The sequence below is a fragment of the Streptomyces catenulae genome, from assembly GCF_000718015.1.
Lineage (GTDB): Bacteria > Actinomycetota > Actinomycetes > Streptomycetales > Streptomycetaceae > Streptomyces > Streptomyces catenulae.
Window position 1 is genome coordinate 17,229 of sequence record NZ_JODY01000026.1, and the last position, 13,483, is coordinate 30,711.

Annotated in this window: 11 protein-coding genes; 3 read left to right on the forward strand and 8 right to left on the reverse strand. The window is 71.8% G+C overall.

Annotated features, from left to right (window positions below):
• Positions 1 to 43: 43 nt before the first annotated feature.
• The 8 genes from IF23_RS0121495 to IF23_RS0121530 form a co-directional block, all read right to left on the reverse strand.
• The gene (locus IF23_RS0121495) at positions 44 to 2,611 is read right to left on the reverse strand and encodes an FtsX-like permease family protein (RefSeq protein ID WP_030286080.1); all 2,568 of its coding nucleotides are present in this window, start codon (positions 2,609 to 2,611) and stop codon (positions 44 to 46) included.
• Positions 2,608 to 3,429 (reverse strand): ABC transporter ATP-binding protein, encoded by an 822-nt coding sequence (locus IF23_RS0121500; protein WP_051739784.1) that lies wholly within the window; start codon positions 3,427 to 3,429, stop codon positions 2,608 to 2,610. The genes IF23_RS0121495 and IF23_RS0121500 overlap by 4 nt, the downstream gene beginning before the upstream one ends.
• Positions 3,426 to 4,259 (reverse strand): sensor domain-containing protein, encoded by an 834-nt coding sequence (locus tag IF23_RS0121505; RefSeq protein WP_030286084.1) that lies wholly within the window; start codon positions 4,257 to 4,259, stop codon positions 3,426 to 3,428. The genes IF23_RS0121500 and IF23_RS0121505 overlap by 4 nt, the downstream gene beginning before the upstream one ends.
• Entirely contained in the window at positions 4,256 to 4,489 is a 234-nt protein-coding gene (locus IF23_RS0121510) for a hypothetical protein (RefSeq protein ID WP_030286086.1), read from the reverse strand. The genes IF23_RS0121505 and IF23_RS0121510 overlap by 4 nt, the downstream gene beginning before the upstream one ends.
• Positions 4,486 to 4,812, reverse strand: a complete 327-nt coding sequence (locus IF23_RS0121515) for an ArsR/SmtB family transcription factor (protein ID WP_030286088.1) — start codon at positions 4,810 to 4,812, stop codon at positions 4,486 to 4,488. Before IF23_RS0121515 ends, IF23_RS0121510 begins: the two co-directional genes overlap by 4 nt.
• Positions 4,813 to 4,992: 180 nt before the next feature.
• Positions 4,993 to 5,517: a flavin reductase family protein gene (locus IF23_RS0121520; protein ID WP_030286090.1), complete on the reverse strand. Its 525-nt coding sequence runs from the start codon at positions 5,515 to 5,517 to the stop codon at positions 4,993 to 4,995.
• Positions 5,514 to 6,872, reverse strand: a complete 1,359-nt coding sequence (locus tag IF23_RS0121525) for a cation:proton antiporter (protein WP_051739785.1) — start codon at positions 6,870 to 6,872, stop codon at positions 5,514 to 5,516. Before IF23_RS0121525 ends, IF23_RS0121520 begins: the two co-directional genes overlap by 4 nt.
• Before the next feature lie 37 nt (positions 6,873 to 6,909).
• A complete protein-coding gene (locus IF23_RS0121530; RefSeq protein ID WP_030286093.1) occupies positions 6,910 to 8,460 on the reverse strand; it encodes a tryptophan halogenase family protein in 1,551 nt (516 codons plus the stop codon).
• Between the two features lie 317 nt (positions 8,461 to 8,777).
• On the opposite strand from IF23_RS0121530, the gene sbnB reads away from it, so the two are divergent.
• The 3 genes from sbnB to IF23_RS0121545 all read left to right on the forward strand — a co-directional run bounded on the left by sbnB (position 8,778) and on the right by IF23_RS0121545 (position 13,291).
• A complete protein-coding gene (gene sbnB, locus IF23_RS0121535) occupies positions 8,778 to 9,839 on the forward strand; it encodes a 2,3-diaminopropionate biosynthesis protein SbnB (protein ID WP_051739786.1) in 1,062 nt (353 codons plus the stop codon).
• A gap of 14 nt (positions 9,840 to 9,853) precedes the next feature.
• Positions 9,854 to 10,831, forward strand: a complete 978-nt coding sequence (sbnA, locus tag IF23_RS0121540; protein WP_030286097.1) for a 2,3-diaminopropionate biosynthesis protein SbnA — start codon at positions 9,854 to 9,856, stop codon at positions 10,829 to 10,831.
• A gap of 228 nt (positions 10,832 to 11,059) precedes the next feature.
• Entirely contained in the window at positions 11,060 to 13,291 is a 2,232-nt protein-coding gene (locus IF23_RS0121545) for an MMPL family transporter (RefSeq protein ID WP_245655050.1), read from the forward strand.
• The last annotated feature ends 192 nt before the right edge of the window (positions 13,292 to 13,483 follow it).

The window sequence follows — 13,483 nt, forward strand, 5'->3', positions numbered from 1 at the left end:
CCGGGGCCCTCGCCGTTTCTCTCGGTGGGTCAGGGGCGGGGGCTCACTCCCGCACCCCGGCCATCTGACCCGGCTTGCCCCGGAGGACCAGACGGGCCGAGAGCAGGGTGGTGGCGAGGGTCAGGCCGACGGCCGCGGCGACCACCCCGATGAAGATCCACGGGGAGCCGTCCGGGATCGGCGAGCCCAGCACGCTGATGCTCAGCGGCACCAGCGTCAACGCCGCCACCAGCACACCCAGCACGATCCCGGCGATCGCCACCAGCGCCGCCTCGACCGTCATCATCTGGAGCACCTGACGCCGGGTGGAGCCGATGAGGCGTTGCAGCATGAACTCGCGGCGCCGCTCGGTCGTCGCGACCACCTGCGTGTTCACCAGCGCGATCGTCGCGTACCCCACCACCATGCAGAGCAGCAGGTACGACATCCACGTCTGGGTCTCGTCGGCGTCCGCCCGGGCGACGGCCAGCGCGTCGCGGTCGGCGACCCGCAGCCCCGGATGGTCCTTCGCCAGGGCCGAGAGCGTGCCGGTCAGCTTCGCCGGGTCGGTGCCGGGTGCCGCCTTCACCATGATCTGCGGCAGCAGTCCGGTGCCGGTGTGCGGCGCCAGCAGGGCGGCCGGGAGCAGCGCCGTCTCGTAGCCGCGACGGCCGTCGAGCGTGGCCACCAGGGTGAGGCGGACGGGGGTGCCGTCGCCGAGCCGCATCGGCACCCGGTCGCCCAGCTTGTACCCGCCCTCGGTGACCATGGTGGTCGGCAGCGCGACGGATTCGCCGGTCAGCGCGGCGAGGTCGCCGGTGGCCGCGCGGTACGCCGTCGTCCGGCCCAGCCCGTCCGGGGTGACGCCCTGGAGCGGCACCTTCTCCGGGTTCGGGCTGTCGGGCTCGTCGCCCGGCTCCGGCTTCGGCACCGGCGGGTCGAGGTAGCCCAGGGTGGAGATCTGCGCGGACGCCGCCGCGACGCCGGGCTGCCGGGCGACGGTCCGGACGAGGTCCAGCGGCAGGCTGCCGTCGGCGGAGGTGACCACCAGATCGGCCCGCAGATCCTCCCGGAACGCCCGCTCGGCGCCGCTGGACTGGGTGGTCTGGAGGTAGATGAGGGCCATCGCCAGACCGCTGGCGAGCATCACCGGCATCACCGCACCGGCGAACCGGCTGGTGCGGGCCTTGGCGTTGAGCGTGGCCAGCGAACCGGCCAGCCCGGTGAAGGCGCGCAGCGGACCGCGGAGCGCCGCCGTGATCAGCTTGGCGAGTCCGGGCCCGAGCAGCCCGAAACCGGCCGTCCACAGCATCGCCGCGGGCGTCGCCGTACTGCCCGCCGTCGGCCCGTCCACCCCCGCGGTGACCAGCGCCAGCGTCGTACCGCCCGCGAGGAAGAGCAGGGCGAAGACCAGCCGGGGCGCGCTGAACCAGCGGCGCTGGAGGGACGCCTCGGCGAGCGCCTCGGTCGGCCGGGTGCGGGTCGCCGCCCGCGCGCCGAGGAACGCCGCGCCCAGCGCCGTCAGCAGCGCCGTGGCGACACCGATGGCGACGGGCACGAAACCGGCCCGGAACGCGATGGTCTCGGGGACCACTCCGGCGGAGGCGAACGCGCTCAGCAGCACCCGGCCGATGGCGGGCCCGGGGAAGGTGGCCAGCGCGGTCGCCACGACGGCGACGACCAGCGTCTCGCCGAGCACCATCCGCCGCAGCTGCGCGGGGGTGGCGCCGATCGCCCGCAGCAGCGCCGACTCGCGCTGCCGCTGGTTGAGGGAGAGGCCCACGGTGCTGGAGACGACGAAGACGGTGACCGCGGCGGACAGCCCGCCGAAGACGGACGCCAGCGTCACCAGCTTGCTGCCCTCGGCGATGACCTCGGGGTGCTCCGCCCAGCCGCGTTCGTCGCCGGTCAGCACCTGCGGCGGCGCGATCCCGGGCGCCCGCTCCGTACCCGCCACGGCCTTGGTGACGGCCTGGTGGACGGTGGCGGTGTCGGCGCCGGGGGCGGTGAACACGCCCAGGGCGTCGGGGGTGCCGGGGCGTCCGGTGGCGCGGTCGGCGGCGGCGTCGGTGAGGAAGACCGTCGCCGGGTCACCGGTGCCGGACACCAGCGCGGTGACCCGGTAGGCACCGGCCTCGCCGCGCACCGTCAGCCGCACCGTCCGCCCGACGCGCACGCCGTGCTCCGCCGCGAACCGGGTGTCCACCGCGATCTCCCGCGCACCGGTGGGCGCGGTGCCCTCGGTGGTGCGGTACGGGGCCAGCCGCGCCGACGACCAGCCGTGGCCGGTCAGTTGGGCGCCGGGGTGCCCGCCGTCGAGGGTGGCGAGGGGGAACGAGACGTCCGGGACGACGGCGGAGACGCCCGGGACGGCCTTGACGCGGTCCGCCAGCGTCCGGTCGAGGCGGACGCGTTCGGGGAAGATGTCGCGCCGGGTGTCGGGGAAGCGCTGGTCGCCGGTGATCAACAGCGGGGCAGCGGCGAGGCGTTGCGGCGGGGCGGCCTTGTGCAGACCGGTCTCGAAGAGGCCACCGCAGCCCACCACGATGGCGGCGCCGAAGAACAGCGCGATGAACGTCGCGAGGAAGCCGCCCTTGTGGAAGCGGAGCGTCTTGAAGGCGAGCCGGATCACCGCCGGGCCTCCCGCCGGTGCGTGGGGGTCTCGGCGGCGGAGGTGTCGCCCCAGGCGCCGAGGTGGGTCATCCGTTCGGCGACCTGATCGGCGGTGGGGGCGGCCAGCGCGCTGACGATCTTCCCGTCGGCGAGGAACAGCACCCGGTCCGCGTGCGAGGCGGCCACCGGGTCGTGGGTGACCATCACGATCGTCTGCCCGCCCCACTGCACGGCCTCGCGCAGCAGTGTCAGCACCTCGCGGGCGGTGTACGTGTCGAGGGCACCGGTCGGCTCGTCGCCGAAGACGACGGCGGGCTTGGTGATCAGCGCGCGGGCGATGGCGACGCGCTGTTGCTGACCGCCGGACAGCTCCCCGGGCCGGTTGCCGCGCCGCGAGGCGAGCCCGACCCGCTCGATGACCTCGTCGACCTCGGCCTTCCGGGGGCGGCGTCCGGCCAGCCGGAGCGGCAGGGTGACGTTGTCGACGACGGTCAGCGCGGGCAGCAGGTTGAACGCCTGGAAGATGAAGCCGATGCGTTCGCGGCGGAGCTTGGTCAGCTCCTTCTCGTTGAGCGGCGCGAGGTCCACGCCGTCGAGGTGGACGCTGCCGGAGGAGGGCCGGTCGAGTCCGGCGGCACAGTGCAGAAAGGTGCTCTTGCCGGAGCCGGAGGGGCCCATGACGGCGGTGAAGCTGCCGCGCGGTAAGCCGATCGACACGCCGTCGAGGGCGGCGACGCGGTTCTTCGAACCGCCGTACACCTTGTGGACGTCGTCGAGCCGCACGACGGCGTGACGGTCGGGGGCGTCGTAGCCCTGCGGACTCGGGGTCCCGTTCATGTGCGATGTCCTCCGTGTGCGGTGGACCCGGCGTCCGGGCCGGGCGGGGTGGGCGGTGCGGTGAGCGGGCCGGGCTCCGCGAGGACGCGCCGGGCTGGGGCGAGCGGGTCGGGCGGCGGGCGGAGCAGGGCGTGGGCGACGGTGAGCTGCAGCCGGGCGGCGGCCACCACGGCGTACGAGGCGTACATGGCCAGTACCAGGAAGACCGCCGAGGCGATCAGCGCGGCGGGCCAGCTGTCGATCCAGACGCCGGGCCCCAGACCGTTCGACCGGCCGAGCCGGACGCCGTGGACGTACGAGCCGTCCGCCTGCCGGGCGCCGACCGCCCAGAACCACAGGGGCAGCGCCGCCCCGGCGAGCAGCGTGAGCCACAGCGCGAGGGTGAGCAGATCGAGCAGGAGCAGCAGCGGGTGCAGCAGGATCAGATAGCAGCAGTCGCGGTAGAACGCCGGGTCGGTGAACCGGGCCTTGAGGTGCCCGGCGAGCCCCGGTTCGGTGACGGGCTGGTAGGCGTACGGGATCGGCGCGTCGACCAGCGCGGCCCGGCCCCGTTCGACCTGGGCGCAGCAGCGGACCACCCAGGCGGTGCCGGAGGCCAGCGCCAGCGTCAGGGTGAGCTGGCCGAGGAGGAGACCCGCGAGGAGGGCGGTGGTGGCCACCGCGCAGAAGACCGATCCGGCCAGCGCGTGCCCGGCGAGGTAGCCGGTCGCCCGCCAGGTCGCCGCCGACACCAGCATGCGCGGCGGGTTGGCGGCGCGGGCCAGCCGCCGGGGCGTCAGCAGTGCCGCCGAGACCGGCGCCACCAGCAGGGACTTGACCGCCGTCGTCATCCCACGCTCCGCAGCAGCGTCTCGATCGCGGTGAGGCGGGCGTCGAGGGTCTGCAGCTGCTCCTGGAGGCGGGCGTGTCCGGCGGACGCCTCCTCGGCGAGCTTGCGGTACGCGGCCATCGCCACGGCGTCGGCGCGGTGGCGCTGGAGCCGGAAGTAGGCGACCACCGCCGCGGTGCTGCCGCCGGCGATGATCGTGACGATGGCGATCGTGATGACGGCGCCGGTCATGTCGTTCCTTTCGTGTCGCTGACTGTCTCCGGTGCGTCCGCCGCCACGGCGGTGGCTATGGTCTCGGCGGTCACGTGCAGGTCGAACGGCGCCAGTTCGAAGTACTTCAGCGCCTTGCCGCTGTCCGACAGCTCCAGGCTGCCGCTGACCAGACCGGCCTTCTCCAGCCGCTCCAGGTGCATGTAGAGCAGCGGCCGGGACATGCCCAGGCGGCGGGCCAGCTCACTGACGTACATCCGCCCACCGGCGATCTCCGCGATGACGCGGAGACGCTGGGCATGCCCCACGGCGGCGAGTACCACCAGCAACTCCTCGCTCGTCATCGTCCACGCCCTCTCCGGGAAGCATGTAAGTTCAGGCTGACACATGGATTTGTGAGCTGTCAAAGGTAAGGACAGACTTCCCCTCGACGGGAGGGACGGCCCGCAGGTGGGCCGCCCGGGGGCGGACAGCGCGAAGGCCCGGCCCCCGGGCGGGGACCGGGCCTTCGTCATGACGCGGTGTCAGGCGGTGGGCCAGGCACGGAACTGCCGCAGACCGTAGAGGAGCGGCGGCAGCGAGCGGTGCGTCACGATGCGGCGGGCGGTGGCGAAGACCGTCACATGGCTGCCGACCCGCTGGGTCAGGGTGACCTCGCAGTCGGCGACGGTGTGGGCGTCACGGGTCAGATGCGGACCGGCGGCGTCCGGGGACTGCTCCCAGGGCAGCAGGTCGAACCGGCGCGGATTGCCCGAGGCGAACAGCTCCGCCGCCGAACGGGCCTCCTCGTGCAGCAGATTCACCGCGAACTCACCGCTCTTCATGATCGCCTCCAGCGTCGGGCTGCCGTCGCGCAGGCAGACCAGCAGGGTCGGCGGATCGAGCGAGACGCTGCACACCGAGGAGCAGGTCATTCCGCGCGGCGCGCCCTCGTGGTCGGTGGTGGTCACCACGCAGACGCCGGTCGGGAAGCCGCTCATCATGTGCCGGAAGGTGTCGGGGGTGGCCCGGGCGGAGGCCGTCCGGGTGTCTGTCGCGGGCTCGGTCATCGGGTACCGCTTTCTGTCTCCGCGGGAAGCCCACCGGCGTCCCGCACGGGAGGCGCTCCCGGCTCGGGGAGCTGTCCGGGGTCGGTGACCTGCCGGGGCGGGCGCGCGTCCGCGGACCGGCGCGCGTCCCGGCGGTCGAGCAGATTCAGCAGCGGGCCGGTGAGCGCCGTCGTCACCAGCGCCATCACCACCAGCGCCAGGACCAGCGGCGGAGCCAGGATGCCGGAGCTCAACCCGGCCTGGATCACGATCAGTTCGGTCAGCCCGCGGGTGTTCATCAGCGCACCGATCCGCGCCGCCTCCCCGCGCGGCAGCCCGCCGATGCGGGCACCGGCGTAGCCGCCGAGGAGCTTCCCGGCGCAGCCGAGCGCCACCGCCACCACGATCAGCGACCAGGCGGAGGCGGAGAAGCCGCGGGTGAGCACGGTGATGCCGGTGACCACGAAGAACGCCGGGGCCAGCGCCCGCCCCGCCCGGGAGACCAGATGCACCGGGCGGGCCCAGGGCGCCCCCTCGCCGCCCGGTACGGCCAGCCCCACCAGCGCCGCGCCGAGGATCGCCGTCATGCCCAGGTGCTCCATGGCGAGCGCCACGGCCAGCGCCACCGCCCCGAGCACCACCGCGGTGCCGCGCGGCAGCCGGGTGCACAGATCGCGCGCCACCCGGGTGCGCAGCCCGTACCGGACCGCCAGCGCGCACCCGGCGCCGAACAGCAGCGCCCGCAGCCCGTGCAGGGTGCCGGAGGCGCTGCCGGAGCCGAGGCCGATCGCGACCGTGAGGAGCAGCCAGCCGATCGCGTCGATGGCGATGGCCGAGGCCAGTGCGAGCCGTCCGGCGGCCGACTCGGTCATACCGCGGTCGGCGAGGATCCGGGAGAGCACCGGCACCGCGGTGATGGACATCGCCACCGCGATCATCAGGCCCAGGGCCGGGAGCGGGGCGTCCCCGCGGACGGCGGGCGGCGCGACGAGCGTCACCCACCCGGTCAGCAGCGCGCCGGTGAACAGCGCGGGCAGCAGCGAACCGGCGATCACCCACCCGGTGGCCCGCCGCGGTGGCCGGTCCGGGCCGACCGCCAGCTTGTGCGCGAGGCCCACCAGGAACAGCACCAGCCCGGCTTGGGCGAACAGGGAGAGCAGGTCGAAGACGGGGCGCGGCAGCACCACGTCGAGGGCGGGGGCGCCGAAGGACGCGACCACGGCGGGCCCGGCCAGCAGGCCCACCGTGACCTCCCCCACGACTTCCGGCTGGCGCAGCCGGCGGGCGGCCGCCCTGCCGGCGGCGGCGAGCAACAGGACGACGGCGAGCGCCGCCACGGCGTGTGCGAACCGCGGTAACAGGTACAGCACGTCCATCGCGCAGGGGTCCTTCCCGATCGGGGTCCGGGTCGGGTCAGCCCAACCCGGCGAAGTACGAGTAGGCGGGCGGCAGGGTATCCGTCAGCCGCGCCGTCTTCTCCCGGATCAGCGCGAATTCCCGCCGGGCGGCCTCGCCGTCGGAGAGGTCCAGGGCGGGCGACGGCTTGATGTCGATACCGCCCATGCCGAGCAGGACGCACATGTACGAGTACGGCGGCAGCCCGTGGTAGTAGGGGTAGACCGTCTCCGAGTCGGGCAGCTGCGTCTTCCAGCGCTCGATGCGCTCGGCGAGCGCATCGGGAATTTTGCGGGTCTTGGTGTCGCGCCAGTACTGCGTGTCGTTCCGCTTGGCCGCCACGTAGTGGAGCACCAGGAATTCCCGGACGCCGTCCATGACATGGCCGGTGGCGCTGTTGTAGAGATCGCGGCGGACCGGGTCCCAGTCCTCGCCGGGGAAGTACTTGACGAGCTGTTCGATGGCGTGGTGGATGAAGAAGATACCGGTGGATTCCAGCGGCTCGACGAATCCGGCGGTCAGTCCGACGCCCACGCAGTTCTTCACCCAGGAATTCCGGGTGCGGCCGATGCGCATACGGATGTGATTGGCCTCGACATCCGCGGCCGCCGGGCCGACGAATTCCCGCAGAGTGCGCTCCGCGTCCTCCGGCGAGAGATAGTCCTTGGCGTAGACGTAGCCGGTGCCGACGCGGCCCAGCAGCGGAATCGTCCAGATCCATCCGGCGTCCTGGGCGGTCGCCGTGGTGCACGGCAGAATGCCGCGGCGTTCCATGTCCATCGGCACCTGGAGCGCGACGGCGCTGTCGTTCGGCAGCGTGTCCTGGTACGAGATGAACGGCTCCGCCAGCGCCTGGTTGAGCAGCACGCCGCGGAATCCGGTGCAGTCGATGAAGAGGTCGCCGGTGAGGTCGCCGTGTTCGGTGGTGCGCACGCCGCTGATCCAGCCGCGGTCGTCGAGATCGACGTGCTTGACGTCGTCGACGATGTGCCGCACACCGCGGTCGACGGAGTACTTCGTCAGGTACTTGGCGAGCAGCGCCGCCTCGAACTGGTAGGCGTAGGGGAACTGCGTCTTCCCCTGGTGCTCGGACATGGTCAGACCCTGCATCTCGTCCGCGCCCTCGTCGAAGGGCTGGTCGATGAGGGAACCGTCGAGGTGGCGGGGGCTGCGCCCGGCGTCGATGACCGACGCCATGACGAAGCAGTCCTTGTCGAACCGCTCGGTCGGCCGCTGCTTGAGCCACCACTCGGTGAGCGGCACGCCGTTGACCGACCGCATCTGCTCGAAGGGGTGGTAGAAGTAGTGGCCCTTCTCGCGCCAGTTCTCGAACCGCACCGCGAGCTTGTACGTGGCGTTGCACGCCGGCATCCAGTCCTTCTCCTTGAGTCCCAGGAACTCGAAGAAGTGCCGGATGTCGCTGAAGGTCGCCTCGCCGACGCCCACGGTGGAGATGTTGCCGGACTCCACCAGCGTGACGTTGACGCGTTCACCGAATGCGGCTTTGAGGTACGAGGCGGTCATCCAGCCCGCCGTTCCACCGCCCACGATCACTACGTTGTTGAGCACCGAATTACTCCCGTCGGTAGCTGTCGGTAGCTTCTACGAGTTCCGGTCGGAAAAGGCCGGATCCCCCGTCGTCGTGAACGCCATCCGTTTTTGTGCCCCTCGGGGTGGCGCCACCGATGAACGACTCTAGGAAGGCGGGAAAGAGCGGAACAGACCATTAAGCGTTGCATGAAAAACGCAGGCCCGATGAGGTGCGATCCCATGTCAGCACCGTGTCAGCGCAAGGCGGAAACATTGCGGTGTGTGCCGGGCGTCGGTCGACAGGCGTTCCGCCCGGGGCGGCAACAGCCCCCCGTCTACTGCAAATGGAGTGGTGCATGAATCGGCAAGTCCATGTCCCGCCGTTCGCCGTGATCCCCGGCGTGCAGGTGGACCGCGTGCTGTCCGGGAACGAGAAGGACACCGTCGACCTGGTGGAAGCGGCGTACCGGGTGCACGGTGACGGCGACACGGTGAATCCGCCGTCGTATTTCCTGCGCTTTCCCGACCGGCCCGCCTCGCGCATCATCGCCCTGCCCGCCTCGCTCGGCGGCGCCACCCGGGTCGACGGGCTGAAGTGGATATCCAGCTTTCCGGAGAATGTGCGCCGGGGGGTGCCCCGCGCCTCCGCGGTCCTGATCCTCAACGACCCGGAAACCGGCTACCCGTTCGCCTGTCTGGAGAGCTCCATCGTCAGCGCCGCGCGGACCGCCGCCTCCGCGGCGCTCGCCGCCGACCGGCTCTCCCGCGGGCGCGCCCGCCCGGCGCGGGTCGGCTTCATCGGCAGCGGGCTGATCGCCCGCCACATCCACACCTATCTGGCCCGCACCGGCTGGGAGTTCGACGAGATCGGCGTCCACGATCTCTCCGCCGACCACGCGGCGGGCTTCCGCGGCTATCTGGAGTCCTCCGGCGTCGGCGGCCGGATCACCGTGCACAGCGGCGCCGAGCAGCTGATCCGCAGCTCGGACCTGGTGGTCTTCGCGACCGTCGCCGCCGCCCCGCACGTCGGCGATCCCTCGTGGTTCGCCCATAACCCGCTCGTCCTCAACGTCTCGCTGCGCGACCTCGCCCCCGAGGTGCTGCTCGCCTCGGCCAACTTCGTCGACGACGTCGAGCACTGTCTGAAGGCCGACACCTCCCCGCACCTGACCGAACAGCTCACCGGCGGCCGGGACTTCCTCGACGGCACCCTGTACGACGTGCTGACCGGCCGGACCGAGGTCCCCGCCGACCGGCCGGTGGTCTTCTCGCCGTTCGGGCTCGGCGTCCTCGACCTCGCGGTGGGCAAGCGGGTCTACGACGCGGTGCGCGACGCCGGGGAACTCCGTACCGTCGACGGTTTCTTCCACGAGACCGACCGCTACGGCAGCGCCGGTGCGCCCGGCGACCGCAGCTGAGGCGGGTGGTCCTCGTGCCCGTGATCTCCGCGCCGGAGGACTTCCATGTGGACGATCTCTACGTGGACCTCCGGCCCGCCCTCGGCGCCTCGCTCTACCTCAAGTGCGAGGGGTTCAACTTCGCCGGGTCCATCAAGCTGAAAGCGGCCCGGGCGATGATCGCCGACGCCGAGGAGCGGGGCGCGCTCACCGCCGACTCGGTCATCGTCGAGTCCTCGTCGGGCAATCTCGGCGTCGCCCTGAGCATGATCGCGGCGGACAAGGGCTACCGCTTCCTGTGCGTGACGGACACCCGGTGCAACCTCACCACCCGGCGGCTGATGGAGGCGATGGGCGCCGAGGTGCACATCCTCACCGAACCGCACCCGGAGACGGGGTTCCTGGGCGCCCGGCTCGACCTCGTCCGGGAGCTGTGCGCCTCCGACAGCCGGTACCTCTGGCTCAACCAGCACGCCAACCCGTACAACTGGCTGGCCCACCACCGCACCACGGCACCGGCCATCGCCTCGCACTTCCCCGATCTGGACGTGCTCTTCGTCGGCGCCGGGACGACCGGCACGCTGATGGGGTGCGCCCGGTACTTCAAGGAGTCCGGCCGCCCGGTGACGGTGGTGGCCGTCGACTCCGTCGGCTCCGTCACCTTCGGTGGCCCGCCCGGCCTGCGGATGATCCCGGGGCTCGGCGCCGGGGTGCGACCGCAGCTGCTCGACGAGGCGTACGTGGACGATGTGGTGCATGTGCCGGAGGTGGCGGCGATCCGGGTCGCGCACCGGCTGGCGGCGGCCGGATATCTCTTCGGCGGCTCGACCGGCACCGTCATCGCGGGCGCCCGCGGCTGGCTCGCCGAGCACCGCCCGGACGGCCGCGCCACCGCCGTGGCCATCGCCCCTGACCTGGGGGAGCGCTACCTCGACTCCGTCTACCAGACCAACTGGGTCAGCGACATCTACGGCGCCCACGCCCTGGACCGGGACGCGGTCCGGCCCCGTTGAGCGGCGCCGCCGCCGACCCGCGCCACCGCGCCGTACGGCTCCCGTCCCCTCGGGCGACGGGAGCCGTTTCGTCGTGTCCGGGGCCGGTCGGGCCGGGGCGCGACCGGTTGCGGAGGGGGTGTCCCCCGTTTTCGGCGCGTCACCGACTTACGGTTGACGGCCTTCACCTCCACCTGTCATCTTGAACTTACATGCGGCGGTCAGAGCCGACCCTGAAGGAGCGGAACAGTGAAGAAGCAGCCGATCACCGTGCGGGTGGCGAGCTGGAGCGCCTTACATCCGGGGCGGGCGATCGCCACCTGGTTCGCGTTCGTTGCCCTCTGCCTCGTCATCGGAATCGTGTCCGGCACCCACAACGCGGTCGCCAAGGACTACCGGATCGGGGAGTCGGGGCGGGCCGAGGCCATCGCCACCGACGCGGGTCTGGAGCGCAAGCCGACCGAGCAGATCATGTTCAGCGCCCGGACCGGCGCGTTCGACGAGGCGCAGGCGCGGAAGGCGGCCGGGGATCTCGGCACCCGCATGCAGGCGCTGCCCGAGGTCCTCGACGTCAAGAAGCCGGTGCTGTCGGAGAACGGCCGGATGCTGATGCTCGAAGTGACGATGAAGGGCGTCAAGCGCGAGGCACTCCAGCACGTCGACCCGCTCCAGGAGCAGACGGCGGCGGTGCAGAAGGGCCACCCCGACCTCGTCGTACAGGAGACCGGCGACGCCTCCGTCAGCAAGGGCCTCAACAAGCAGCGCGGCGACGACCTCGCGAAGACCGAGATGATCACCTTCCCGGTCACCCTGGTGACGCTGCTGATCGTCTTCGGTTCGCTGGTGATGGTCGGCGTCCCGCTGCTGCTGGCGCTCTCCTCCATCGCCGCCTCGGTCGGCCTGTCGATGGTCGTCTCGCACCTGGTGCCGGACGCCGGGGTCGGCATGAACGTCATCCTGCTGATCGGCATGGCCGTCGGCGTCGACTACACGCTCTTCTACCTCAAGCGCGAACGCGAGGAACGGTCCAAGGCGGCGGGCTCGCTCAGCCCCGAGGCGCTGGTGGGGATCGCCGCGTCGACCGCCGGACGGGCGATCGTCGTCTCCGGCCTGGCGGTGATCATCTCCAGTGCCACGCTCTTCCTCGCCACCGACATCATCTTCTCCTCGCTGGCCACCGCGACCATCCTCGTCGTCTTCGTCGCCATGGTCAGCTCGGTGACGGTGCTGCCCGGTCTGCTGGTCGCGATCGGCCGCCGCACCTCCCGCCGCGCCGCCCACCGCGCCGCGAACGGCAAGCGGACCCGCGCGGACCGGCCGGAGCGCACCGGCCGGATGTTCACCGCGCTGCTCAGCCCGGCACGTAAGCACCCGCTGGCCACCCTCGTCGTGTCCGCCCTGGTCATGCTGGGTCTGGCGGCGCCCGCCCTCGGGATGCAGCTGCGCGTCCTCAACAAGGACACCCACTCCCGGGCGATCCCCGAGATGCGCACCTACGACCGGCTCAACGACGCCTTCCCGGACCGCCGCGCCGAGCACTGGGTCGTCGTCCGCGCCGGTGCCGACCAGCGGACCGAGGTCCGCGCCGCGCTGACGGACCTCGCGCACCGCGCCGAGCGCGACCCGATGTTCTCCGACCACCCGCCGAAGGTGGAGACGTCGGACGACGGGCGCGTCAGCCTGATGACCCTGGCCGTCCCGCACCGCCTCAGCTCACCCGAGGCGACGGGCTCCCTGGACCATCTGCGCAAGGACTACCTCCCGGCCACGCTCGGCAAGGTCAAGGGCGCCGAGTACGGCGTCGACGGACCGGTCGCGGTCGACGTCGACTATCTGATCCACCAGAACGACAAGCTGCCGATCGTCGTCGGGTTCCTGCTGCTGCTGACGTTCATCATGACCACGCTGGTCTTCGGCTCGGCGGTCATCGGACTGGTGGGCGTGGTGCTCAACCTGCTCTCCGTCGGCGCCGCGTTCGGCCTGGTCGTCGTCTTCTTCCAGTGGGGTCTGGCCTCGACGCTCTTCGGCTTCGACCCGAGCGCCACCAGCGCCATCGGCTCCCGGGTGCCGCTGTTCCTCTTCGTGATCCTCTTCGGACTGTCGATGGACTACCAGGTCTTCGTCGTCAGCCGGATCAAGGAGGCGGCGATGAACGGGGTGCCCACCCGGCAGGCGGTCCTCGAAGGCATCGAGAAGTCGGCGAAGGTGGTCACCAGCGCCGCGGTCGTCATGGTCACGGTGTTCGCCAGCTTCATGTTCCTGCACCTGGCGGAGATGAAGCAGATCGGCTTCAGCCTCGCGGTCGCCGTCCTGCTCGACGCCTTCATCATCCGGATCATGATCCTCCCGGCGGCACTGACCCTGCTGGGCGAGGCCACCTGGTGGCCGTCGAAGAAGATCCGGCGGGCGCGGAGCGAGATGGCCGAGAACGGCGGTGGCCGATCGGCCACCCCCTTGACCCCGGCGGCACCGTTCCACTAGCCGTCGGCCCACGGACGGGCGCCGGACCGGACCCCCGCCGGTTCGGCGCCTGTTCCCGTGAGGACATACCAAACCGCCGGAGTTGCCCGTCCCAGATGGTATTTCCCCCGAACGAGTGGCTCCGGGCAGACTTTGCCGTGGTTTGCCGATAGCTACGGGGGTCAGCTGTGGAGATCAACCTTCTGGGACCGC

What these genes read in the sequence shown, in the direction of transcription:
- IF23_RS0121500 (WP_051739784.1), bottom strand. Translation starts at nt 3,429, where the DNA reads ATGAACGGGACCCCGAGTCCGCAGGGCTACGACGCCCCCGACCGTCAC.
- IF23_RS0121505 (WP_030286084.1), bottom strand. Translation starts at nt 4,259, where the DNA reads ATGACGACGGCGGTCAAGTCCCTGCTGGTGGCGCCGGTCTCGGCGGCA.
- IF23_RS0121510 (WP_030286086.1), bottom strand. Translation starts at nt 4,489, where the DNA reads ATGACCGGCGCCGTCATCACGATCGCCATCGTCACGATCATCGCCGGC.
- IF23_RS0121515 (WP_030286088.1), bottom strand. Translation starts at nt 4,812, where the DNA reads ATGACGAGCGAGGAGTTGCTGGTGGTACTCGCCGCCGTGGGGCATGCC.
- IF23_RS0121520 (WP_030286090.1), bottom strand. Translation starts at nt 5,517, where the DNA reads ATGACCGAGCCCGCGACAGACACCCGGACGGCCTCCGCCCGGGCCACC.
- IF23_RS0121525 (WP_051739785.1), bottom strand. Translation starts at nt 6,872, where the DNA reads ATGGACGTGCTGTACCTGTTACCGCGGTTCGCACACGCCGTGGCGGCG.
- sbnB (WP_051739786.1), top strand. Translation starts at nt 8,778, where the DNA reads ATGAATCGGCAAGTCCATGTCCCGCCGTTCGCCGTGATCCCCGGCGTG.